The sequence below is a fragment of the Streptomyces davaonensis JCM 4913 genome, assembly GCF_000349325.1.
In the GTDB taxonomy this organism is placed as follows: domain Bacteria; phylum Actinomycetota; class Actinomycetes; order Streptomycetales; family Streptomycetaceae; genus Streptomyces; species Streptomyces davaonensis.
Genome location: NC_020504.1, coordinates 7,697,333 through 7,720,635 on the forward strand (window position 1 = coordinate 7,697,333; position 23,303 = coordinate 7,720,635).

A 23,303-nucleotide genomic window follows, 5' to 3' on the forward strand; every position below is an offset into this window, starting at 1 on the left:
TGGACGTCGGTGCCGGATCCCGCCCGTTCTCTTCCCCCGGCCGCCTACATTCCGTTAACTTCCGTGACCCACAGGCCCCGTACGACCCGCACGGGGTATCCAGCCGCGGAGCACCGAGGCCGCCGACGTAGCCCCCGGGGGCACCCCTCATGACACGCGCCATCTCTCTGCACGACGTGAGCAAGAGCTACGCGAAGGGCGTTCGCGTGGTCGACCGGCTCTCGTTGGACATCGAGCCCGGCGAATTCCTCGTCCTGCTCGGCCCCTCGGGCTGCGGCAAGTCGACGGTGCTGAGAATGATCGCCGGACTTGAGGAGATCGACGAGGGCGAGCTGCGCCTCGACGGGGAGTGGGCCAACGATCTGCCCCCGTCCGGCCGGGACATGGCGATGGTCTTCCAGAACTTCGCCCTCTATCCGAGCATGACCAGCCGCGACAACATCGGCTTCCCGCTGCGCATCGAGACGCCCGGCGAGGACCCGCGCCCGCGCGTGGACGCCACCGCCCGAATGCTCGGCATCGAGGACCTGCTCGACCGGCTGCCCGCCCAGCTCTCCGGCGGTGAGCGTCAGCGCGTCGCCATGGGCCGGGCCATCGCCCGCCACCCCTCCGCCTTCCTGATGGACGAGCCGCTGTCCAACCTCGACGCCAAGCTCCGCAACCACCTGCGCGCCGAGATCACCAAGCTCACCCGGGAGTTGGGCGTCACCACGGTCTACGTCACCCATGACCAGGCAGAGGCCATGTCGCTCGGCGACCGGGTCGCCGTGCTGCGCGGTGGGGTCCTCCAGCAGGTCGGCACCCCGCGCGAGGTCTACGCCCTGCCCCGCAATGTCTTCGTCGCCGCCTTCATCGGCACCCCGCGCATCAACCTGTTGCGCGGCCTCGTGCGCGCCCCGCTCGACGGGGCGATGACCATCAGCCTCGGCAAGCAGTATCTGCGGCTGCCCGAACCGCTCTCCCTGGACCATCAGTTGCTCCGGGTCCAGCAGGGCCGCGAGGTCATCGTGGGCCTGCGCTCGGAGGCCGTGCGGATCGCCAAACCGGCCTCCGCCCGGCCCGGCGAGGTGCTGATCACCGGTCTGGTCGAGCATGTCGAGTTTCAGGGCCACGAGGTGCTCGTCCACTTCAACACCGGCTCCCGGCCCGCCGTCGTACCCGAGCTGGAGTCCCCGCGCCCGCTGCGCCGGGTCCGGCGGCGCAGACGGGAGGGCGGCACGGTCCTGGAGCGGATCCGCGAGCGGGCGGGCGCGCTGCGGGCGGGTCCTGTGGTGGTGCTGGAGGACCCGGCCGACGCCGAACCCGAGCCGTCCGCGGAGATGGTCCCGCCGGAGGGGCGGCTGCCCGGCGACCTCATCGTGCGGACCACCCCCGACATCGACCTCCGGCAGGGGATGCAGGTGCCGCTCCTCGTCGACATCGGCCATCTGTTCGTCTTCGACCAGCACGGCGAACGGATCTGCCCGGCTCCGGCGCGGCTTCCCGATCTTGAGGAGTAGGGCCCGTAAGTCATGGGGCATGAAACTCCCCATGACCCCCGGCCCGACCCGTGGCCGAGCCGTTCTGGTGACCGCCGGCCTCCTGCTCGCCGTGGCCGCGCCGACCGCGTACGCCACCCTCGACGACGGTGCGGCCGCCACCGTCCCGCAGCGCGGCGAGCCCTACATCGAGACCCAGCTCTTCTTCGGCACCGAACGCCCCGACGGGGGACCGGCCGTCACCGACGAACAGTTCATGACCTTCGTCGACGAGGAGGTCACCCCCGACTTCCCGGACGGCCTCACCGTGCAGACCGGCCGCGGCCAGTGGCGCGACGCGAGCGGCACGATCGAGAAGGAGCGGTCCTACGAGCTGATCCTTCTGTACCCGGTCGCGCAGGCCGCTTCGAACGACCGCAAGATCGAGGACATCCGCCGCGCCTACGAGAAGGAGTTCGCCCAGGAGTCGGTGGGGAGGGTGGACGACAGGGCGAGAGTCGACTTCTGAGCCCCTTCCGGGTGGTCGGGGTGAGCTGTGCCATGCGGGGACCACCTGGTGAACCAAAACTAACGGCGCTAGTTTAGGTCTGCGGTTGGATGACTCCCTAAGACGCACATGGCCCGGAAGGACCCTGATGAAGGCACACGACGGCTTCTATATCGACGGAGCCTGGCACCCCGCCGCCGACCGGCCCTCGATCGACGTAGTCAACCCGACCGACGAACAGGTCATCGCCCAAATCCCGGCCGGCACCGCCGAAGACGTCGACACCGCCGTACGCGCCGCGCGCACCGCCCTCGGCGGGTGGGCCGCAACCCCACCGGCCGAGCGCGCCGCCCGCCTCACCGCCCTGCACAACGTCCTCGCCGCCCGCAAGGACGAGATCGCCGAGACGGTCACCGCGGAACTCGGCTCGCCCCTCGCCTTCTCGCAGGCGGTCCACGCCTCCGTGCCGATCGCGGTCGCCGCCTCCTACGCCGAGCTCGCCGCGACGTACGCCTTCGAGGAGAAGGTGGGCAACTCCACCGTCCTGCACGAGCCGATCGGCGTCGTCGGCGCGATCACCCCCTGGAACTACCCGCTGCACCAGATCGTCGCCAAGGTCGGCCCCGCGCTCGCGGCAGGCTGCACGATCGTCCTGAAGCCCGCCGAGGACACCCCGCTGACCGCCCAGCTCTTCGCCGAGGCGGTGCACGAGGCCGGGATCCCGGCGGGCGTCTTCAACCTGGTCACCGGCCTCGGCCGGATCGCGGGCCAGGCCCTCGTCGAGCACCCGGGCGTCGACCTGGTCTCCTTCACCGGCTCCACCGCCGTCGGCAGGCAGATCGCCGCCGTGGCCGGCGCCGCCGTCAAGAAGGTCGCCCTGGAACTCGGCGGCAAGTCCGCCAACGTGATCCTCCCGAGCGCCGACCTCGCCAAGGCGGTCAACGTCGGCGTCGCCAACGTCATGTCCAACTCCGGCCAGACGTGCAGTGCCTGGACCCGCATGCTCGTGCACACCTCCCAGTACGACGAGGCCGTCGCCCTCGCCGAGGCCGCCGCCGCGAAGTACGGCGAGCGCATCGGCCCGGTGGTCAACGCCCGGCAGCGGGAGCGGGTGCGCGGCTACATCGACAAGGGCGTCGCCGAGGGCGCCCGCCTGGTCGCGGGCGGCACCGAATCCGCGCGCGAGCAGGGCTACTTCGTCAGCCCGACGGTCTTCGCAGACGTCACCCCCGAGATGACGATCGCGCAGGAGGAGATCTTCGGACCGGTCCTGTCGATCCTCCGGTACGAGGATGAGGACGACGCCCTGCGCATCGCCAACGGCACCGTCTACGGCCTCGCCGGCGCCGTCTGGGGCACCGAGCCCGAGGCGGTCGCCTTCGCGCGCCGCATGGAGACCGGCCAGGTCGACATCAACGGCGGCCGCTTCAACCCCCTCGCCCCCTTCGGCGGCTACAAGCAGTCCGGCGTCGGCCGGGAACTCGGCGCGCACGGGCTCGCCGAGTACCTCCAGACCAAGTCCCTCCAGTTCTAGAGGAGTTCACCACCCATGGTTCGCGCCGCTGTCCTGCCCGCCGTGGGCGCTCCGCTGGAGATCGCCGAGATCGACCTCCCGGACCCCGGCCCCGGCCAGGTCCGGGTCCGGCTCGCCGCCGCGGGCGTCTGCCACTCCGACCTGTCCCTGTCCAACGGCACCATGCGGGTGCCTGTCCCCGCGGTCCTCGGCCACGAGGGTGCGGGCACGGTGACCGCGGTCGGCGAGGGCGTCACCCACATCGCCCCCGGCGCCGAGGTCGTCCTCAACTGGGCCCCGTCCTGCGGCAGTTGCCCCGCCTGCGCGCTCGGCGAGGTGTGGCTGTGCGCCAACGCCATGAACGGCGCCGCAGACGTCTACGCCCACCGCGCCTCCGACGGCACCGACCTCCACCCCGGCCTGAACGTCGCCGCGTTCGCCGAGGAGACGGTCGTCTCCGCGTCCTGTGTCCTGCCCGCCCCCGACGGCGTCCCGCTCACCGAGGCGGCCCTGCTGGGCTGCGCCGTCCTCACCGGCTACGGCGCCGTCCATCACTCGGCACAGGTCCGCGAGGGCGAGACGGTCGCCGTCTATGGCGTCGGCGGAGTGGGCCTGGCCGCGCTCCAGTCGGCCCGGATCGCCGGCGCCTCGCGGATCGTCGCGGTGGACGTCTCCCCGGCGAAGGAGGAGCTGGCCCGCGCGGCCGGTGCCACCGACTATGTGATCGCCTCGGAGAACACGGCCCGCGAGATCCGCGCACTCACCGGCAAGCAGGGCGTGGACGTGGCCATCGAGTGCGTGGGCCGCGCCACCACCATCCGTACGGCCTGGGACTCCACCCGTCGCGGCGGTCGTACGACGGTCGTCGGTATCGGCGGCAAGGACCAGCAGGTCACCTTCAACGCCCTGGAGATCTTCCACTGGGGCCGCACCCTGTCCGGCTGCGTCTACGGCAACACCGACCCCGCGCGCGACGTCCCGATCCTCGCGGAACACGTCCGCGCGGGCCGCTTGGACCTGGCGATGCTGGTGACGGAACGGATCGGCCTTGAGGGCATCCCGGCGGCGTTCGAGAACATGCTGGCGGGCAAGGGCGGCCGGGCGCTGGTGACGTTCTAGTCGGCGCGTCCGGCACCGGACGACGCGGGCCGTTCAGCTGTGGGGATGGGGGATCCGCCCCCATCCCCATCCCCACCCGCCTTCACCGACGGCCGCGACCTCGACACCGCCACCCCCAGCAGGCACAGCGCCCCGCCCGCGAGAGTCAGCACCCCGGGCACCTCACCCAGCGCCAGCCAGGACATCAGCACCACCAGCGCGGGCACCGCGTACGTCGTCGCCCCCATCCGGCCGGCGGTTGTCCGGGCGAGGGCGTACGCCCAGGTCGTAAAGGCGAGCGCGGTGGGAAAGACGCCCAGATAGACCATGTTCAGCGTGGCCGACACCGGCGCCTCTGCCGCCTCCGTGACCAACTGCCCGGCGAACGGCAGACAGGCCACCGCACCCACCAGGCACCCGAACGTCGTCACCTGGAGCGCGCTCGCCTGGGCCAGCGCGGGCTTCTGCGCCACGACACCCCCGGCGTACCCGACCGCGGCCAGCAGACACAGCACCACCCCGAGCAGCGAGGACCCGCCCCCACCGGACATCGAGAGCCCCACGGCCACCGCCCCCGCGAACGACACCGCCATGCCCGCCAGCAGCCGCGGCGGCATCGCGTCGCCGAGCAGCCGCGCGCCGAGCAGCGCGACGAGGATCGGCCCGATGTTCACCACCAGGGCCGCCGTACCCGCGTCGACCTGTTGCTCGCCCCAGTTCAGGGCGACCATGTAGAACCCGAACCAGAGCAGCCCGGATATCAGGATTCCGCGCCACGCCGACCGCGGGGGCCACCCCTCCCGCCGTACGACACAGATGACCCCGAGCACCAGCACCCCGGCCAGCAGCCGCCCCAGCGCCAGCGCGCCCGGCGAGTACTCGGCACCCGCGCTGCGGATCGAGACGAAGGCGGAGGCCCACAGCACGACACTGACTGTGGCGGCACCGGCGGCGAGCAGATCGGTACGGCGGGGGTTCATCATGCTCCAGAGGCTAGGAAGGACAGGGCCTGAGGTCTCGCGGATTTTGGACGTCACGCAAAGGCCTCGGCCCGGATGCCGAGCAGCTCGGACAGCGCCCGTTCCCCGGCAGCCGTCACCTTCACCGCCCGCTCGGACCCGATTCGCACACACCATCCGGCGTCGAGCGCGTGCCGGCACACGGCCGCACCCGCGACCCCGGCCAGATGAGGCCGCCGCTCGGTCCAGTCGAGACAGCCACGCGCCAGTGGCCGCCGACCGGCCCGCTCCAGGGGGATCCCGACGGAGTCGAACCACGCCACCCCCGCGTCGGTCAGCGCGAACCCGGTGTCCTGCCGCAACAGCCCGCGCTCGGCGAACGCGTCGGTCACCGCGATTCCGAGCCGCCCGGCGAGATGGTCGTAACAGGTCCGCCCCCGAGCCATGGCCGACCCCGCACTGGACTGCCGCAGCCCTTGAGGCCGTACGACGTCCTGCGGCGCCACTTGCGCGGCAAGATCCTCCACCAGCTGAGCCGCCCGAGCATCGGCAAGCCGCACATACCGATGCCGCCCCTGCCGCTCCTCGACAAGCAGCCCACCGGCGACAAGCTTCCCCAGATGCTCACTGACGGTAGAGGCGGCAACCCCGGCATGCCGAGCCAACTCCCCGGCGGTCCAGGCCCGCCCGTCGAGCAAGGCGAGCAGACAGACGGCCCGAGTCTCATCGGCGATCAGGGCGGCAAGGCGGGCGAGGTGGGGTGCGCGAGGATCGCGATCGGTCATGCCACCCAGGATGGCCCCCGAACACTTCGGTAACAGCCGAACTATCGTCCAGGAAGGTTTGCTCAGGGGCGCGGGGCTGTATCGATTTGCGTCTCCGCCGCGTGGGCGCGACCAGCCCCCACCGACCGTCAGATCAAGACGACCGAACAACCCCTTCGTACTGCCGCTCCAGCCCATCCAGCAACGCGGCAAGCCCCGTCTCAAAGGCCCGCTCATCGATCTTCTCCTGCCGCTCGGCAAGAAGATGCGCCTGCCCCAAATGCGGATAGTCCGCAGGATCGTACGCACTCACATCGTCGACAAATCCCCCGGCGAACGACCCCAACGCGGACCCCATGATGAAGTACCGCATCAACGCCCCGATGGACGTGGCCTGGGCCGCAGGCCACCCCGCAGCCACCATCGCCCCGTACACGGCGTCAGCGAGCCGCAGGGCCGCGGGCCGCCGCCCCGGCCCGCGCGCCAGCACCGGCACGATGTTCGGGTGGTCCCGCAGGGCCGCCCGATAGGACACGGCCCAGTCGTGCAGCGCGGTACGCCAGTCCCGCCCGTCCTCGAACATCGACAGATCGACCTGCGCGCTCACCGAGTCCGCGACCGCCTCCAGGATCTGGTCCTTGGTCCGGAAGTGGTTGTAGAGCGACGGCCCGCTGACCCCCAACTCCGCCGCGAGACGCCGGGTGGAGACGGCCGCGAGGCCCTCCGTGTCCACGAGCACCCGTGCCGTCTCGACGATCCGGTCGGTGCTGAGCAGGGGCTTGCGCGGTCGGGCCATGGCGCACATAGTAGGGCTGCGACTTGAAACTAGCAGTGCTAATTTAAATGTACGGCATTCAATTGGGGTGACTCGGTATGAACCTGGAGCTCAGCGAGGAGCAGACCGCCGTACGGCAGCTCGCCCGGGACTTCGTGGCCCGCGAGATCGCCCCGCACGTCGTCGCCTGGGACCGCGCCGAGGAGGTCGACCGGGGCATCGTGAAGAAGCTCGGCGAGGTCGGCTTCCTGGGCCTGACCGTGGCCGAGGAGTACGGCGGATCCGGCGGTGACCACCTCGCGTACTGCCTGGTGACCGAGGAGCTGGGCCGCGGTGACTCCTCCGTCCGCGGCATCGTCTCCGTCTCCCTCGGGCTCGTCGCCAAGACGATCGCGAGCTGGGGCAGCGAGGAGCAGAAGCGGCAGTGGCTGCCGGGGCTGACCGCCGGGGAGCTCGTCGGCTGCTTCGGTCTCACCGAGCCCGGCACCGGCTCCGACGCGGGCAACCTCGCCACCCGCGCGGTCCGCGACGGCGGTGACTACGTCATCAACGGCACCAAGATGTTCATCACCAACGGCACTTGGGCCGACGTCGTGCTGCTCTTCGCACGCTCCACCGACGCCCCCGGCCACAAGGGCGTCTCCGCCTTCCTGGTCCCCACCGACACCCCCGGCCTGACCCGCCGCACGATCCACGGCAAGCTCGGCCTGCGCGGCCAGGCCACCGCCGAACTCGTGCTGGAGGACGTGCGCGTGCCGGCCTCCGCGCTGCTCGGCGAGGAGGGGAGGGGTTTCTCCGTGGCCATGTCGGCGCTGGCCAAGGGGCGGATGTCGGTGGCGGCGGGCTGTGTGGGCCTCACCCAGGCCGCGCTGGACGTCGCCGTGAAGTACGCGGGGGAGCGGGAGCAGTTCGGGAAGACCATCGCCCACCACCAGCTCGTACAGGAGCTGATCAGCGACATAGCCGTGGACGTCGACGCGGCGCGGCTGCTGACCTGGCGGGTCGCCGATCTGATCGACCGCGGGCAGCCGTTCGCCACCGAGTCCTCCAAGGCCAAGCTGTTCGCCTCCGAGGCCGCCGTGCGCGCCGCCAACAACGCCCTCCAGGTCTTCGGCGGCTACGGCTACATCGACGAGTACCCGGCCGGCAAGCTGCTGCGCGACGCCCGCGTGATGACCCTCTACGAGGGCACCAGCCAGATCCAGAAGCTCGTCATCGGCCGTGCGCTGACCGGGGTTTCGGCGTTCTGAGTACGACGGCTGAGTATGTTGACGGATGTGGCGCGGCCCACGTCCGCCGAATCATGTCCCCATGAGTGACACACCCAAGCAGCAGAACACGGCCGCCTTCTACGGCCAGTCCGTCGCCTCCTTCGCGGTCGCCATGGCGGCCACCGCCATCGGCATCTACCAGCTGGAGGCCGACCCCTGGGTCCGCGCCTTCCTCGGCGTCGCCGTCCTCTACCTGGTCACCTCCGCCTTCACCCTCGCCAAGGTCATCCGCGACCGCCAGGAAGCGGCGTCGGCACGCTCCTACAGCCCCTTCGAGAAGCTCTGAGCGGCCGCACTAAGCGCTCGCTCACTGTCGGCGGTATGGTGGTGACCCTGTCATCGGAAGGGGCGAGCAAGCGATGAGTACGGCGGAGGAGACGGCCGGCGGCGAGGGGTCGGGGTGGGGCGAGGTCACGCCCGACGCGGCCCGACGGTTGCTGATCGCCGCGGTGGAGGCCTTCGCCGAGCGCGGCTACCACGCCACGACGACCCGTGACATCGCGGGCCGGGCCGGGATGAGCCCGGCCGCGCTCTACATCCACTACAAGACCAAGGAAGAGCTGCTCCACCGCATCAGCCGGATCGGCCACGAGAAGGCGCTGGAGATCCTCCGTACGGCGTCGGCCCGCGAGGGCAGCGCTGCCGAGCGGCTCGCGGACGCGGTGAGTTCCTTCGTCCGCTGGCACGCGGGGGGCCGCACCACCGCGCGGGTGGTGCAGTACGAGCTGGACTCGCTCGGACCCGAGGCGCGCGCCGAGATCGTCGGGCTCAGGCGGCAGGTCGACGCCGTGGTGCGCGGGATCATCGAGGACGGGGTGGCGTCCGGCGAGTTCGAGGTGCGGGACGTCCAGGGCACCACCCTCGCCGTACTGTCGCTCTGCGTCGACGTGGCCCGCTGGTTCAGCGTCGACGGACCCTGGACACCGGACGAGGTCGGCGAGCTGTACGCCGACCTCGTACTGCGGATGGTCGCGGCGAAGTAGTCCTACGGCGTCCCGCGGTGTCCTACAGGTAGTAGCGCGAGACGGATTCGGCGACGCAGACGGGCTTGTCGCCACCCTCGCGCTCCACCGTGAACGCGACCGTCACCTGCACACCGCCGGTGACGTCGTCCACGCCCGTGATCGTCCCGGTGGCGCGCAGCCGTGAGCCGACCGGGACCGGGGCCGGGAAGCGGACCTTGTTCGTGCCGTAGTTGACGCCCATCCGCACGCCCTCGACGCTGATCAACTGCGGTCCGAAGAGGGGCAGCAGCGACAGGGTGAGATAGCCGTGGGCGATCGTCGTCCCGAACGGTCCGGCGGCGGCCTTCTCGGGGTCGACGTGGATCCACTGGTGGTCCCCGGTCGCCTCGGCGAACAGATCGATCCGCTTCTGGTCGACCTCCAGCCAGTCGGTGTGGCCCAGCTGCTCGCCGACCGCCGCCTTCAGCTCGTCGACGGAGGTGAAGCTCCTCGGTTCTGCCATGTCCCTGGCTCCTCCCAAACTCTAAGCGACTGCTTAGCATGGTCGGGCGAGGGCCCGCTGTCAACGGACCTTGGCAGGCGATCGGGGTGGGCGATCGGGGTAGGTAGGCTTCGAGGGGTGCCCAAGATTCCCGAGAAGATCCATGAGCTCACCGTCGGCCAGCTCGCCGCACGCAGCGGTGCCGCCGTCTCGGCGCTGCACTTCTACGAGGCGAAGGGCCTGATCGGCAGTCGCCGCACGGCGGGCAACCAGCGCCGGTACGGCAGGGACACGCTGCGGCGGGTCGCCTTCATCCGGGCCGCGCAGCGCGTGGGCATTCCCCTGGCCACGATCCGCGAGGCGCTGGCCGAACTCCCCGAGGAACGCACGCCCACCCACGAGGACTGGGCCCGCCTATCGGAGGCCTGGCGTGCCGAACTGGACGAACGCATCACCCAGTTGAACCGCCTCCGTGACCACCTCACCGACTGCATCGGCTGTGGCTGCCTCTCCCTGGACACCTGCGTCCTGTCCAACCCGGACGACGCCTTCGGTGAGCGCCTGAGCGGCTCCCGCCTCCTGGTGGAACGCAAACGCACGACCGGCTAGCCGGGTGCACGCCGCACGGTGAGGGCCATCGTCACCAACTGGGCGTTCGACAGCGCCCGTTCGCCGCCCGGCAGGAACAGCATGTCCTCCAGCCCCACCCTGGTGGCCAGACTCAGCCGCCCCGCCAGCCGCAGCACCGGCCAGGCCCCGCCGTCCTCGCCGTGCAGCAGCACAGGCCGCCCGAAGGCCCCTCCCAGCTCGCTCAGCAGGGCCTGCGCAGTGCGCTCGGCGGTCTCCGGCGCGGTGTCCGTCACCTCCGCCAACACCCGGAGCACCTTCGGCCCGAGCGCGGAACGGCCGAAGCGCGCCGCCCCGTCCGTGCCCGACCAGACACCGGCCTCCACGCCCACACCCCGGTCGATCAGCGCAGCGGCCACGTCCTCCGCGCCGGGCTCGTGCCAGTTGACCGAGGCGTGATCCGGGAGCACGGTCCAATCCTGGATACGTGACACCCGTACCGCCGGATCCGGCTCGGCCCAGGCACCCGTGGTCACGCCGACCGGCACCGATACCCGGGCCCGGATCGCCTCCAGCGTCGCCGCGACCACGCGCGGGGAGAGACTGTCCTGACCACAGGGTGTCTTGGGATGAACATGAACGTCCGTGGCACCGGCAGCCACAGCCTCCGCCGCGGACTCGGCCAGAGCCTCAGGAGTAAGCGGAACCACCGCACCGTCGGCGGCCCCTCGGGCCCCGTTCAGACAGACCTGCACCATGCAGAGATTATTGCCAGCGCATCTCATGAGGGGGGTGCGGCATCCCCAGCGCACCCCCGGTGGTACAAGCGGCGCTATGAAGCTCCGCCGCGCGCCAACTCCCTTAAGGGGCGCGGGGAACTGCGCGACAAGCCCCCACCGACCCGCAGCCGGCTGAACGCTAAGCCGAAATCAACAGCCGCCGCTCCCGCCGCGCAGCGCCAAACGCCTCCGGCGTCAACACAGGCCGCGGCACCACAATCCCGCAGTCCGCGCACACCGGCCCCGAGGACGGCTCATGGGCCAGGTCGTACTTCCAGGCCAGCCGAGCCCCACCACACACAGGGCAGCCCGAACCCGGTTCGTGCTCCAACGCGGAGATCAGCCTGCGCAGCACCTCGGCCAGCGGCTCACGGGGGTGTACCCGCGGGTCGTCGCACCACGCCACTCCGAATCCGCCCCAGGTCAGCCGGTGCCAGTCGTCGACACTCCCCGGCCGGCGCAGCCCGTCGTGCTTCTCCTTCTTGCGGCGGTGGGCGAACTCCACCTCATAGGCGAGCCAGACGGACCGAGCCTCCTCCAGCTCGTCCAACGCGGCCACGAGCCGCGCCGGATCGGGGGAGCGGTCCTCGGGCCCGAACCCCGCCCGGGAGCACAAGTGGTCCCAGGTCGCCCTGTGCCCGTAAGGGGCGAATCGCTCAAGGCACTTGCGCAGCGAATAGCGCCGCAGCGCAAGATCGCAGCGTGGGTCTCGCACCTGTCTCGCCAGACTCCGGAAACCGGCCATCGCCCTGCACCTCCGTCACACCTGCACCTGTACTTCGGTCACTTCGGCGAACGCCGTACGGGACTGCGTACGACGTTGACGAATAGACGTATCGACACGCGATTCGGCTCCATCCGATTTCCGGTGGCCCCCATCAGCCGGCCCGTGCACCTCCCTCAAGGCCCTGGAAAGTGACGCATGTTCACCTTCGATCCCGGGGATACCGCCGGTAACGTCCGGCCCACCCCCGTCGGTAGGAGCTGCCATGCCACGGCGCATCCCCCGCACCGCGCTCGACAGACTGAGAACTCCCGGCAGATTCCCCGGGTTCCTGAAGACGGCATCCGTATGCGCGCTCATTGCCGGTCTTTTGTCTCCGCTTTCCCCGGCGGTCGCCGCCCAGGCGGCCGACACGGGGACCGCGGCGGTGACCGATCACTGCGGAAACCAGTGCTCCGACATCCTGCCGCCCGGCGAGAACGGCAACGCCACGCTGGCCCAGATCCTGCTCAACCAGGCCTTCGGATCGATGCCCGCGCACGCCTCCGACCAGCTCGGACCGTACGCCAACCTCGCCACGGGCCACCCGTCCCTGACCAACGCGACGATCACCAACTTCTTCAACGACGCCTCGTTCGGGGTACCCGCCGATCAAGTCGCCTCCACCGTCCGGCCCGCCGGCCGCAGCGATGTGACGATCGTCCGGGACAAGAAGACGGGTGTGCCGCACATCACGGGCACCACCCGGTACGGCACGGAGTTCGGCGCCGGTTACGCGGCGGCCGAGGACCGGCTGTGGCTCATGGACGTCTTCCGGCACGTCGGCCGCGGACAGCTCACCTCCTTCGCCGGCGGCGACCCCGCCAACCAGGGCCTGGAGCAGGAGTTCTGGCGCCACGCGCCCTACACCGAGGCCGACCTCCAGGCCCAGATCGACAGCGCGGTCGCCAAGAACGGCGCCCGCGGACAGCAGGCTCTCGCCGACGTCAACGCCTACGTCGCCGGGATCAACGCCTACATCGACGCCTCCGACAGCGGCCGCTACTTCCCCGGCGAGTACGTCCTGACCGGCCACAAGGACTCCATCACCAACGCCGGCACCATCGAGCACTTCAAACCCACCGACCTGGTCGCGCTCGCCTCCGTCATCGGCGCCCTGTTCGGCTCCGGGGGCGGCGGCGAGGTGAACAACGCGATCTCGCTGATCGCCGCCCAGGAGAAGTACGGCGTCGCCGCGGGCACCGAGGTCTGGGAGTCCTTCCGGATGCGCAACGACCCCGAGGCGGTCGTCACCGTCCAGGACAAGAGCTTCCCGTACGCCGAGAAGCCCGCGGACCCGCAGGGCACGGCGCTGCCCGACGACGGCTCCGTGACCGGCGAACCCCTGGTGTACGACCGTACGGGCAGCGCGGCCACCGAGACCGCGGCCGCCACCTCGGCAACGGCGGCCGAGGTGGCCATGAGCTCGGCCAGGCGGGGAATGTCCAACGCCCTGGTGGTCGGCGGGGAACACACCGCCAGTGGCCACCCGGTCGCCGTCTTCGGTCCGCAGACCGGCTACTTCGCACCCCAGTTGCTTCTCCTCCAGGAGATCCAGGGCCCGGGCATCAGCGCCCGCGGCGCCTCCTTCGCGGGTCTGAGCATGTACGTCGAACTCGGCCGCGGCCAGGACTACTCCTGGAGCGCGACCACTTCAGGACAGGACATCATCGACACCTACGCCGTCGAGCTGTGCCAGGACGACCACCACTATCTGTACCGGGGCACCTGCACCGCGATGGAGAAGATCGAGCAGAAGAACGCCTGGAAACCGACCACGGCCGACGACACCCCGGCCGGTGCGTACACGATGCGGGTCTGGCGGACGAAGTACGGACCCGTCTCGCACCGCGCGACCGTCGACGGCAAACGGGTCGCCTACACCACCCTGCGCTCGTCCTTCCTGCACGAGGCCGACTCGATCATCGGCTTCCAGATGCTCAACGACCCCGACTACCTCAAGAGCCCCGAGACCTTCCGGACGGCGGTGCAGCACATCAACTTCACCTTCAACTGGTTCTACGTCGACTCCGAGCACACCGCCTACTACAACAGCGGCGACAACCCGGTGCGCGCGACCGGCGTCGACGCCGAGTTCCCGGTGTGGGCACAGCCGTCGTACGAGTGGCGGAACTGGAACCCGGCGACGAACACCGCCGACTACACCCCGCCCTCGGCCCACCCCAACTCGACCGACCAGGACTACTACGTCTCCTGGAACAACAAGCAGGCCGAGGACTACACCACCGCCCCCTGGGGCGACGGCTCCGTCCACCGCGGGAACCTCCTCGACGACCGGGTGAGGAAGCTGGTCACCCAGGGCGGGGTGACCCGGGCGGCCCTGGTGAAGGCGATGGCCGAGGCCGGGCTCGCCGATCTGCGCGCCGAGGACGTCCTGCCGGACCTGCTGAAGGTCGTCAACAGCTCCCCGGTGACCGACACGGCGGCGAAGGCGGCCGTCGACAAGCTGTCCGCGTGGGTCACCGCGGGCGCCAAGCGCACGGAGACCTCGGCCGGATCGAAGACGTACGCCCACGCCGACGCCATCCGCGTCCTGGACGCCTGGTGGCCGCTGTTGGTACGGGACGAGTTCGAACCGGGCCTCGGCAGCGAGCTGTTCACCGCGTTCACGAACAACCTGCCGGTCGACGAGGCCCCTTCGGCCGCCCACGGACCGACCGGCGCCCACGCGGGCAGCTCCTTCCAGTACGGCTGGTGGAGCTACGTGGACAAGGATCTGCGGTCGGTGCTCGGTGAGTCCGTGCAAGGGCCGCTGGCCCGCGAGTACTGCGGCGGCGGCAGTCTGAGCGCCTGCCGGGACAGCCTGATCAGCACTCTGAAGACGGCTGTGGGCAAGACTCCCGCCCAGGTCTACCCGGGCGACGCGGGCGGCTGCTCCGCGGGCGACCAGTGGTGCGCGGACTCGATCGTGCAGCGCCCGCTCGGCGGCATCAACCACGCCAGGATCAGCTGGCAGAACCGGCCGACCTATCAGCAGGTCGTGGAGTTCACCTCACACCGGTAAGGAGCCACAAAAGACAGGGAAGTTGGCGGCGGGTCAGTGCACGCGGCCCGCCGCCAGCACCAGTTGGGCCAGCTCCCGGTGCACGATGTCGCTGTGCGCCCCGGCGGGCGGCCCGCCGCGCCGTACCACCGCCGCCGCGTCGACGTTCACGCACCCCTTCGCGGGCAGCGGACCGCGCAGCGCGTCGGCCAGCTTCAGGTTCTTGGTGCCGGGCACCGCCTGCACCCCGTCGAAGCCCATCGCGCCCCACTTGGCGCCCAGCGCCCCGCCGATGCTCAGCTCGTGGAACTCCCGGTCATGGCCCGCCATCCGGGACGCCAGCGGGTACATGGTGCCCAGGGCGTCGTCGTGCTTGGAGAAGCAGCACACCAGCGGCCCGTCGATGCGGTTGTGCTGCCCCTGGAGCACACCGCCCGCGCGCGGGTCGTGCGGCAGCCGCGCGGAGAACGCGTAGTGCGAGAAGGCCCCTTGGAGGAGGGTCACGGACTTCACCGTGTGCACTCCCTCGGGCAGCCCGCGCAGCGCGAACGACACCAGCCGCCCGCCGAAGCTGTGCCCGAGCAGGTGCACCCGCACCTCCGGGGCGCGCGCCGCCAGCTGCCCGATCACCCGCCCGAGCCCCCGCTCGCCCACCGTGCCCGCGCGCCGCTTCATCGCGTAGTACGTGGCCTGGCGCAGCAGTTCGTGCGCGCCCTCCCAGGGGTTCGGTAGCGAGAAGGAGGCGTCCGGGGCACCCTCCGGCGACTGGAGCCGCGCCAGCGCACGCCCGAATTCCTCGCAGATCTCGCCCGCCGTCCCCCGGAACATCTCCGGCTCGTCCTGCGGCACGCCCTCCGCCAGGGTGTCCGCCGCGAACAGCGCCTGCGGGCCCGGCGGCACCAGATCCACCAGCAGCCGCACCAGCCGCCCGAACTCCTCCAGCTCGGCTTCCTCCCGCGACTGCTGGTCCAGCAGCCGGACGAGCTGGTCGATCACCGTGGCCCGCCCCGGGAACGTCTCCAGCAGCGCGTGCCGGGTGTCCTTGTCCAGCGCCGGACGGGCGGGCGCGTCGGCCGCGACGGAGCGCGGGAAGTCGGGGATCGGTTCGTCCGAGAACCGCATCGACGGCCACACCACGCCGACATATCCGATCTGGGCGCCCGGCGCGAGTTGGGGGATCGGGGCGAAGAATCGGTCGTAGAGCCGGGTCGCACCGGAGCGGTCGGCGTTCCAGCCGTGCGCGAAGACCAGCAGATCGTGCACGCCGCGCTGGGCCACCCCGGCGAACAGCCGGTCCCTGGAGCGGGTGTCGGGGTCACCGTCCGCGTCGAAGGTCAGCTCCCAGTACGGAGATACGCTCAACTCCGGTCGTGCCATGACAGGCCCCCTCGTCCCCCGTAGCGGTGCGATGTGGGCGTATCGTCCCGCCACGGGGCAGAGTTGGCCATACGACGCGGGTCATCTGTAGAGCAGGTATTCCTTTCGAATCCGCCGGAACGCGGCGAGTTCGTCCTGCCAGCCCTCGACCACCTCGTCGGTGCTCGCACCCGCGTCGATCGCCGTGCGGACCTGGGTGGACCCGGTGAGCTTGTCGATCCAGTTGTCGGAGCGCCAAGTGAAGCCGGGGAAGATCTGCTTGGCGGTCACGAGCAGGCCGATGCCGGTGCGTACGGGGTCGTAGGCCGCCCTGTCATGGACGTGGATCTGGACGCCGCCGACGGTCTTGCCCTGGAACTTGGAGAAGGTGGGTGCGAAGTACGCCTCCCTGAAGTGCACTCCCGGCAGTCCCAGTCGGTTGGCCTCGGCGGCCCAGCGGCCGTCGATGCCCTCCGCGCCGAGGAGTTCGAAGGGGCGCGTGGTGCCCCGGCCCTCGGAGAGGTTGGTGCCCTCGAAGAGACACGTGCCCGAGTAGACCAGCGCCGTGTCCGGGGTCGGCATGTTCGGGCTCGGCGGCACCCAGGGCAGATGCGCGGCGTCGTAGAACTCCGAGCGCCGCCAGCCCGACATCGTGACCGTGTCCAGGTCGACGGGCGTGGTGAGGAACTCCCCGTTGAACAGCAGGGCCAGCTCGGCGACCGTCATCCCGTGCGCCTGCGAGATCGGTTGCCGGCCGACGAACGTGGCGAACTCCTTGTGCAGTACGGGTCCTTGGGCGGAGCGGCCGGTGACGGGGTTGGGGCGGTCCAGTACGACCACCCGCTTTCCGGCGAGCCGGGCCGCCTCCATGCAGTCGTAGAGGGTCCAGATGTACGTGTAGAAGCGGGCGCCGACGTCCTGGATGTCGAAGAGGATCGTGTCCACGGCGGAGGCGGTGAAGATGTCGGCGAGGGGCTGACCGCTCTTCAGGTACGTGTCGTAGACGGGGAGGCCGGTGGCGGGGTCGTCGTAACGGCCCTCCGAGCCGCCTGCCTGGGCGGTGCCCCGAAAGCCGTGTTCCGGTCCGAAGACGGCCCTGAGATCCACCCTTTCGTCCGCGTGCATGACGTCGACGATGTGGCGGGCGGTGCGGGTGATGCCGGTGGGGTTGGTGACGATTCCTACGCGCTGGCCGTTCAGTACGGAGTATCCGTCGGACTGGAGGCGTTCGAAGCCGGTTCGGAGTTTGTGGCCTGCGGCGGCTGCGGGGGTTGTGGTGGCCGCGAGGGCCGGGGTTGCGGCTAGGAGAGTTCGTCTCGTAAAGCGCATGAAGGGCACGGTAGGGGTTGTTGCGGTTGTTCGTAAGCAGCCGGTCGGCTGTGGCTTGTCGCGCAGTTCCCCGCGCCCCTGCCGGTACCTCCCGCACCCTTTCTTTGATACATACCGACTGGTTAGTCTGTCGGGGTCGATGGAGCCGCATGTCGAAGGAGACCGATGGTGGACGCCCTGCACGATGCCGGAGTCGTTGTCACGGGGGCCGGTGGCGGGATCGGAGCCGCTCTTGCCCGGCGGTTCGCCTCCGTCGGAGCCCGGGTCGTCGTCAATGATCTCGACGCTGCCAAGGCCGAAGCCGTCGCCGCCGAGATCGGGGGGATTGCCGTGTCCGGTGATGCCTCCGGGATCGTCGGGCCCGCCCGGGACGCGCTCGGCGCTGACATCGACGTGTACTGCGCCAACGCCGGCGTCGGTTCCGGAGGGTCCGAGGCCGCCGGGGAGGACGTCTGGGCGCTGGCCTGGGACGTCAATGTCATGGCTCATGTGCGGGCCGCTCAGGAACTGCTCCCGGGGTGGCTGGAGCGTGGGCGGGGGCGGTTCGTGTCGACCGTGTCCGCCGCCGGGCTGCTCACCATGATCGGCGCCGCGCCCTACAGCGTCACCAAGCACGGGGCGTACGCCTTCGCCGAGTGGCTGTCGCTGACCTACCGGCACCGCGGCGTCAAGGTGCACGCGATCTGTCCCCAGGGCGTGCGGACCGACATGCTCGCCGCCACCGGGACCGCCGGGGACCTGGTGCTCAAGCCCACCGCCATCGAGCCGGACGACGTGGCCGACGCCTTGTTCAAGGGGATGGAGGACGATCGGTTCCTGATCCTGCCGCATCCCGAGGTCGCCGGGTTCTACCAGGCGCGGGCCGGGGATCCCGACCGATGGCTCGGCACCATGAACCACATCCAGCAGAAGTGGGAGAGCGCGCGGTGAGCGGGTACGCGGACAAGCCCTGGCTGGCGCTGCTCGACGACGCCCAGCGTGCCCCGATCGACCCCGCCGACTCCCTGGTGCACGCCCTGCGCCGGGCCGCCGCCGAGGTGCCGGACCGCGTCTTCCTCGCCTACTTCGACGGACGGCTGAGCTATCGCGAGGTCGATGCGCTGAGCGACTCCGTCGCCGGGCACCTGGCCGCGCGGGGTCTTGAGCGCGGTGAGCGGGTGGCCGTGCTGCTCCAGAACTCCCCGCTCTTCGTGGTCGCCGTGCTCGGTGCCTGGAAGGCGGGCGCGACGGTGGTGCCGGTCAACCCCATGTACAAGTCGGGGGAGATGGCGCACGTCCTGCGGGACGGCGAGGTGGCCGCGCTGATCTGCTCGGACCGCGCCTGGGAGACGTATCTGCGCGAGACGGCCGCCGACTCGCCGGTGCGGATCGTGCTCACGGGCTGCGAGCTGGACTTCCAGACGCGGGACGACACGCGTGTGCTCGCCTTCGAGCGGCTTCCGCAGGCCCCGGACGCGGAGGATCTGACCGCCGTGGCCGGCGCCGGGCACCGGGCCCCCGAGGCGCGCGATCCGGAGCCGTCCGACATCGCGCTGATCAGCTACACCTCCGGCACCAGCGGCACCCCCAAGGGCGCCACCAACACGCACGGCAACATCATGCACAACGCCGAGCGGCAGCGAACCGGGCTGCCGCTGCCCGAGGCGCCGGTGTACTTCGCCATGGCCCCGCTGTTCCACATCACCGGCATGGTGTGCCAGCTCGGCGCCTGTCTGAACAGCGCGGGCACGCTCGTGCTGGCGTACCGCTTCGAGGCCGGGGTCGTGCTGGACGCGTTCGCCGAGCACCGGCCGCACTACACCGTCGGCCCGTCGACCGCCTTCATGGCACTGGCCGCGCATCCGTCGGTCACCCGGGACCACTTCGCCTCCTTCCGGATCATCTCCTCCGGCGGCGCCCCGCTGCCGCCCGCGCTGGTGGAGAAGTTCCGGGCCGGATTCGGGCCGTACATCCGCAACGGCTACGGGCTCACCGAGTGCACCGCGCCCTGCGCCGCCGTGCCGCCGCAGCGGGAGGCGCCCGTCGACCCGGCCTCCGGGACGCTCGCGGTGGGCGTGCCGGGTCCGGACACGGTCGTGCGGATCGTCGACGACGAGGGCGCCGAGGTGCCCTTCGGCGAGCCCGGCGAGATCGTGGTCAGCGGGCCGCAGGTGGTGCCCGGCTACTGGCGGCGCCCCGAGGCCACCGCGGAGACGTTCCCGGGCGGCGAGCTGCGCACCGGCGACATCGGGTTCATGGATCCCGAGGGCTGGCTGTACGTCGTCGACCGCAAGAAGGACATGATCAACGCGTCCGGCTTCAAGGTGTGGCCGCGCGAGGTCGAGGACGTGCTGTACACCCATCCGGCGGTGCGCGAGGCGGCCGTCGTCGGGGTGCCCGACGGGTACCGCGGGGAGACCGTGAAGGCGTACATCAGCCTGCGTCCGGGCGTCGGGGCGGACCCGGATGAACTGGCGGTGTACTGCAAGGAGAGACTGGCCGCCTACAAATACCCGCGCCAGGTGGAGATCCTGCCCGACTTGCCGAAGACGGCGAGTGGGAAGATCCTCCGGCGGGAACTTCGTTCCCGCGCGCACGACAGCCAGTGAGAACCCGAAAGGCAGGTGGCGGCAGAGTGCCAAGGATCACGGACGGAGACGGCACCCCCGTCCCTCAGCGGCTGCTCGCCGCCGCCACCCGGCTCTTCGCCGAGCGAGGCTACGACCGCACCTCGGTGCAGGAGATCGTGGAGGCGGCCGGCGTCACCAAGGGAGCGCTGTACCACTACTTCGGCTCCAAGGACGATCTGCTGCACGAGGTGTACGCGCGCGTGCTCCGCGTCCAGCAGGAGCGCCTGGACGCCTTCGCGGACGCCGACGAGCCGGTGGAGAAGCGGCTGCGGGGCGCGGCGGCCGATGTCGTCGTCACCACCATCGAGAACCTCGACGACGCCTCGATCTTCTTCCGCTCGATGCACCATCTGAGCCCCGAGAAGAACAAGCAGGTGCGTGCCGAGCGGCGCCGCTACCACGAGCGCTTCCGCGCGCTCATCGAGGAGGGCCAGCGGACCGGGGTCTTCTCCACCGCGACCCCGGCCGACCTGGTGGTGGACTACCACTTCGGGTCCGTCCACCACCTGTCGACGTGGTACCGCCCCGACGGGCCGATGGCCCCCCAGGAGCTGGCCGACCACCTGGCCGACCTGCTCCTGAGGGCGCTGCGGCCTTAAGGCAGGTACTTCTTCAGCTCTCGTCGCGCCAGCGACCGCTGGTGCACTTCGTCGGGGCCGTCGGCGATCCGCAGCGTCCGCGCGGCCGCGTACAGCTCGGCCAGCGGGAAGTCCTGGCTGACGCCGCCCGCGCCGTGCAGCTGGATCGCGCTGTCGATGATGTCGATGACCGCACGCGGCGTGGCGATCTTGATGGCCTGGATCTCGGTGTGGGCGCCCCGGTTGCCGACGGTGTCCATCAGCCAGGCCGTCTTCAGGACCAGGAGACGGAGCTGCTCGACGGTGACGCGCGCGTCGGCGATCCAGTTGTGCACGACGCCCTGCTGGGCCAGCGCCTTGCCGAACGCCGTACGGGACACCGCCCGGCGGCACATCAGCTCGATGGCGCGCTCGGCCATGCCGATCAGGCGCATGCAGTGGTGGATCCGGCCGGGACCCAGCCGGGCCTGGGCGATGGCGAAGCCGCCACCCTCCTCGCCGATGAGGTTCGACACCGGCACGCGAGCGTGGTCGAAGATCACCTCGGCGTGGCCGCCGTGGGAGTGGTCCTCGTAGCCGAACACCTGCATGGCACGGGTGATCGTGACGCCCGGGGTGTCGCGCGGGACCAGGATCATCGACTGCTGGCGGCGGATGTCCGCGCCGTCCGGGTCCGTCTTGCCCATCACGATGAAGATCTTGCAGTCCGGGTTCATCGCCCCGGAGATGTACCACTTGCGGCCCGTGATGACGTAGTCGTCGCCGTCCCGCTCGATGAGCGTGGTGATGTTGGTGGCGTCGGACGAGGCCACCTCCGGCTCGGTCATCGCGAACGCCGAGCGGATCTCACCGGCCAGCAGCGGCTCCAGCCACTGCTTCTTCTGCTGCTCGGTCGCGAACTGCGCGAGCACCTCCATGTTCCCGGTGTCCGGCGCCGCGCAGTTCGTCGCGGTGGGCGCCAGGTGCGGGGAGCGGCCGGTGATCTCGGCGAGCGGCGCGTACTGGAGGTTGGTGAGCCCGGCGCCGTGCTCGGCGTCCGGCAGGAAGAGGTTCCACAGGCCCTGCCTGCGTGCCTCGGCCTTCAGCTCCTCGACCACGGCCGGTGTGTCCCAGGGCGAGGCCAGCGCGGCCCGCTGCTCCTCCGCCACCGCCTCGGCCGGGTAGACGTACTCGTCCATGAAGGCGAGCAGCTTGCCGCGCAGCTCCTCGGTGCGCGCGTCGAACGCGAAGTCCATGTCCCGTCAGCCTTCCTGAAGAGTGTTCAGACCGTGCTCGATGAAGACCGGCACCAGGTCGCCGATGCGGTCGAAGCCGCGCCCGACCGTCTGGCCCAGCGTGTAGCGGTAGTGGATGCCCTCCAGGATCACGGCGAGCTTGAACCAGGCGAACGCCGTGTACCAGTTGACCGCGGAGACGTCGCGCCCCGAGCGCGCGGCGTACCGCTCGATCAGTTCGGCCGGATCCGGGTGGCCCGGCGCCTCGGCGGTGGTGGAGACGGGGGAGTCGGGCATCTCCAGCGGCAGGCTGTACATCACCAGCAGGCCGAGGTCGGTGAGCGGGTCGCCGAGGGTCGACATCTCCCAGTCGAGGATCGCCTTGATCTGGTCGGCTCCTCTTTTCGGCTCGTTCGCCTCCGGGGCGCTTTCAGCCGGTGCCGAGACGCCGATCGTGCTCAGCCCTTCGGGCCTCCGCGCGTTCGCCCTCTCGACACCGGCGCGCCCCTCCGGCTCACTCGCGGGGCCGATCAGGACGTTGTCCAGCCGGTAGTCGCCGTGGATCACCGTCGGTGTGGGGGAGACGGGCAGGCGCCGCCCGAGCGTCGCGTGCAGTTCGTCGATGCCGGCCAGCTCACGATTGCGGGAGGCGTCCAACTGCTTGCCCCAGCGCCGCAGTTGGCGGTCCAGGAAGCCCTCCGGGCGGCCGAAGTCGGCCAGGCCCACCTCGGCGGGGTCGACCGCGTGCAGATCGACGAGGGTGTCCACCAGCGACAGCACCGCCTGGCGGGTGCGCTCCGGGCCGAGCGGGGCCAGCTGGTCGGCGGTGCGGTACGGGGTCCCCTCGACGAACTCCATGACGTAGAAGGGCGCCCCGAGCACCTCCTCGTCCTCGCACAGCAGCAGCGGGCGCGGCACCGGCACGTTCGTCGGGTGCAGGGCGCTGATCACCCGGTGCTCGCGCTTCATGTCGTGCGCGGTGGCGAGGACATGGCCGAGCGGAGGCCGCCGTACGACCCAGCGGGCGGTGCCGTCGGAGACTGCGTAGGTGAGGTTCGACCGTCCACCCTCGATCAGCCGGCCGGTCAGCGGTCCGCGCACCAGTCCGGGGTGCTCACGGTCCAGCAGGGCGCGCAGCCGGTCGAGATCGAGTCCGGGCGGGTGGTCGGGGCTCATCGATGCTCCTACGGGCAGGTGAACGGGTCCCGACCAATGATGCCGACCGGTCGGTATGTCGTCCAGTGCGCGAGCCCAACGTGATCGGAGCCACGATAGGCCGACGGCTCCTCGCATGGGGAGCGAGGAGCCGTCGG

General features: G+C 70.7%; 22 protein-coding genes. 12 read left to right on the forward strand and 10 right to left on the reverse strand.

What is annotated here, in order from left to right:
• The first annotated feature begins 149 nt into the window (after positions 1-149).
• The 4 genes from BN159_RS33995 to BN159_RS34010 all read left to right on the forward strand — a co-directional run bounded on the left by BN159_RS33995 (position 150) and on the right by BN159_RS34010 (position 4,597).
• The gene (locus BN159_RS33995; RefSeq protein ID WP_015661573.1) at positions 150-1,499 is read left to right on the forward strand and encodes an ABC transporter ATP-binding protein; all 1,350 of its coding nucleotides are present in this window, start codon (positions 150-152) and stop codon (positions 1,497-1,499) included.
• Between the two features lie 31 nt (positions 1,500-1,530).
• Positions 1,531-1,986 carry a DUF3574 domain-containing protein gene (locus BN159_RS34000; protein WP_041820229.1) on the forward strand — a complete coding sequence of 152 codons (456 nt, stop codon included), beginning with the start codon at positions 1,531-1,533 and terminating at the stop codon, positions 1,984-1,986.
• A gap of 127 nt (positions 1,987-2,113) precedes the next feature.
• The gene (locus BN159_RS34005; RefSeq protein ID WP_015661575.1) at positions 2,114-3,499 is read left to right on the forward strand and encodes an aldehyde dehydrogenase family protein; all 1,386 of its coding nucleotides are present in this window, start codon (positions 2,114-2,116) and stop codon (positions 3,497-3,499) included.
• Between the two features lie 15 nt (positions 3,500-3,514).
• Positions 3,515-4,597: a Zn-dependent alcohol dehydrogenase gene (locus BN159_RS34010; RefSeq protein ID WP_015661576.1), complete on the forward strand. Its 1,083-nt coding sequence runs from the start codon at positions 3,515-3,517 to the stop codon at positions 4,595-4,597.
• Here BN159_RS34010 and BN159_RS34015 read toward each other — a convergent pair.
• From BN159_RS34015 to BN159_RS34025, 3 genes are all read right to left on the reverse strand, one after another.
• Positions 4,594-5,556 (reverse strand): DMT family transporter, encoded by a 963-nt coding sequence (locus BN159_RS34015; protein ID WP_015661577.1) that lies wholly within the window; start codon positions 5,554-5,556, stop codon positions 4,594-4,596. The two genes, BN159_RS34010 and BN159_RS34015, sit on opposite strands and share 4 nt — an antisense overlap.
• Before the next feature lie 53 nt (positions 5,557-5,609).
• Positions 5,610-6,320, reverse strand: a complete 711-nt coding sequence (locus BN159_RS34020; protein WP_041820231.1) for an ArsR/SmtB family transcription factor — start codon at positions 6,318-6,320, stop codon at positions 5,610-5,612.
• 133 nt (positions 6,321-6,453) lie between these two features.
• On the reverse strand, positions 6,454-7,095 hold the full coding sequence (locus tag BN159_RS34025; protein WP_041820234.1) for a TetR/AcrR family transcriptional regulator: 642 nt from the start codon (positions 7,093-7,095) through the stop codon (positions 6,454-6,456).
• Between the two features lie 77 nt (positions 7,096-7,172).
• Here BN159_RS34025 and BN159_RS34030 point away from each other — a divergent pair, with 77 nt between their 5' ends.
• From BN159_RS34030 to BN159_RS34040, 3 genes are all read left to right on the forward strand, one after another.
• Positions 7,173-8,324: an acyl-CoA dehydrogenase family protein gene (locus tag BN159_RS34030; protein WP_015661581.1), complete on the forward strand. Its 1,152-nt coding sequence runs from the start codon at positions 7,173-7,175 to the stop codon at positions 8,322-8,324.
• A gap of 61 nt (positions 8,325-8,385) precedes the next feature.
• The gene (locus BN159_RS34035) at positions 8,386-8,631 is read left to right on the forward strand and encodes a YiaA/YiaB family inner membrane protein (RefSeq protein WP_015661582.1); all 246 of its coding nucleotides are present in this window, start codon (positions 8,386-8,388) and stop codon (positions 8,629-8,631) included.
• A 73-nt stretch (positions 8,632-8,704) separates the two neighbouring features.
• The gene (locus BN159_RS34040) at positions 8,705-9,328 is read left to right on the forward strand and encodes a TetR/AcrR family transcriptional regulator (protein WP_015661583.1); all 624 of its coding nucleotides are present in this window, start codon (positions 8,705-8,707) and stop codon (positions 9,326-9,328) included.
• A gap of 22 nt (positions 9,329-9,350) precedes the next feature.
• Here the strand turns inward: BN159_RS34040 and BN159_RS34045 are convergent, their stop codons facing one another.
• The gene (locus tag BN159_RS34045; RefSeq protein ID WP_015661584.1) at positions 9,351-9,812 is read right to left on the reverse strand and encodes a MaoC family dehydratase; all 462 of its coding nucleotides are present in this window, start codon (positions 9,810-9,812) and stop codon (positions 9,351-9,353) included.
• Positions 9,813-9,929: 117 nt separating this feature from the next.
• Here BN159_RS34045 and soxR point away from each other — a divergent pair, with 117 nt between their 5' ends.
• Positions 9,930-10,400 (forward strand): redox-sensitive transcriptional activator SoxR, encoded by a 471-nt coding sequence (gene soxR, locus BN159_RS34050; RefSeq protein ID WP_015661585.1) that lies wholly within the window; start codon positions 9,930-9,932, stop codon positions 10,398-10,400.
• On the opposite strand, the gene BN159_RS34055 is transcribed toward soxR, so the two are convergent.
• Entirely contained in the window at positions 10,397-11,116 is a 720-nt protein-coding gene (locus BN159_RS34055; protein ID WP_015661586.1) for a 3-keto-5-aminohexanoate cleavage protein, read from the reverse strand. The two genes, soxR and BN159_RS34055, sit on opposite strands and share 4 nt — an antisense overlap.
• A 160-nt stretch (positions 11,117-11,276) precedes the next feature.
• A complete protein-coding gene (locus BN159_RS34060) occupies positions 11,277-11,882 on the reverse strand; it encodes a hypothetical protein (protein ID WP_015661587.1) in 606 nt (201 codons plus the stop codon).
• A 244-nt stretch (positions 11,883-12,126) separates the two neighbouring features.
• On the opposite strand from BN159_RS34060, the gene BN159_RS34065 reads away from it, so the two are divergent.
• The gene (locus tag BN159_RS34065; protein ID WP_015661588.1) at positions 12,127-14,925 is read left to right on the forward strand and encodes a penicillin acylase family protein; all 2,799 of its coding nucleotides are present in this window, start codon (positions 12,127-12,129) and stop codon (positions 14,923-14,925) included.
• Between the two features lie 33 nt (positions 14,926-14,958).
• Here BN159_RS34065 and BN159_RS34070 read toward each other — a convergent pair whose 3' ends face one another.
• The gene (locus tag BN159_RS34070; RefSeq protein WP_015661589.1) at positions 14,959-16,281 is read right to left on the reverse strand and encodes a hypothetical protein; all 1,323 of its coding nucleotides are present in this window, start codon (positions 16,279-16,281) and stop codon (positions 14,959-14,961) included.
• Positions 16,282-16,362: 81 nt separating this feature from the next.
• A complete protein-coding gene (locus BN159_RS34075; protein ID WP_015661590.1) occupies positions 16,363-17,589 on the reverse strand; it encodes an exo-beta-N-acetylmuramidase NamZ family protein in 1,227 nt (408 codons plus the stop codon).
• 165 nt (positions 17,590-17,754) lie between these two features.
• On the opposite strand from BN159_RS34075, the gene BN159_RS34080 reads away from it, so the two are divergent.
• From BN159_RS34080 to BN159_RS34090, 3 genes are read left to right on the forward strand one after another with little or no spacing between them, the layout of a single operon-like run.
• A complete protein-coding gene (locus tag BN159_RS34080) occupies positions 17,755-18,519 on the forward strand; it encodes an SDR family oxidoreductase (protein ID WP_015661591.1) in 765 nt (254 codons plus the stop codon).
• Positions 18,468-20,177 carry a class I adenylate-forming enzyme family protein gene (locus tag BN159_RS34085; protein WP_051113575.1) on the forward strand — a complete coding sequence of 570 codons (1,710 nt, stop codon included), beginning with the start codon at positions 18,468-18,470 and terminating at the stop codon, positions 20,175-20,177. The genes BN159_RS34080 and BN159_RS34085 overlap by 52 nt, the downstream gene beginning before the upstream one ends.
• Positions 20,178-20,203: 26 nt before the next feature.
• A complete protein-coding gene (locus tag BN159_RS34090; protein ID WP_015661593.1) occupies positions 20,204-20,797 on the forward strand; it encodes a TetR/AcrR family transcriptional regulator in 594 nt (197 codons plus the stop codon).
• On the opposite strand, the gene BN159_RS34095 is transcribed toward BN159_RS34090, so the two are convergent.
• Both BN159_RS34095 and BN159_RS34100 read right to left on the reverse strand, forming a co-directional pair.
• Positions 20,794-22,011: an acyl-CoA dehydrogenase family protein gene (locus tag BN159_RS34095; RefSeq protein ID WP_015661594.1), complete on the reverse strand. Its 1,218-nt coding sequence runs from the start codon at positions 22,009-22,011 to the stop codon at positions 20,794-20,796. The genes BN159_RS34090 and BN159_RS34095 overlap by 4 nt on opposite strands.
• Positions 22,012-22,017: 6 nt before the next feature.
• The gene (locus tag BN159_RS34100) at positions 22,018-23,166 is read right to left on the reverse strand and encodes a phosphotransferase family protein (protein WP_015661595.1); all 1,149 of its coding nucleotides are present in this window, start codon (positions 23,164-23,166) and stop codon (positions 22,018-22,020) included.
• Positions 23,167-23,303 lie beyond the last annotated feature (137 nt).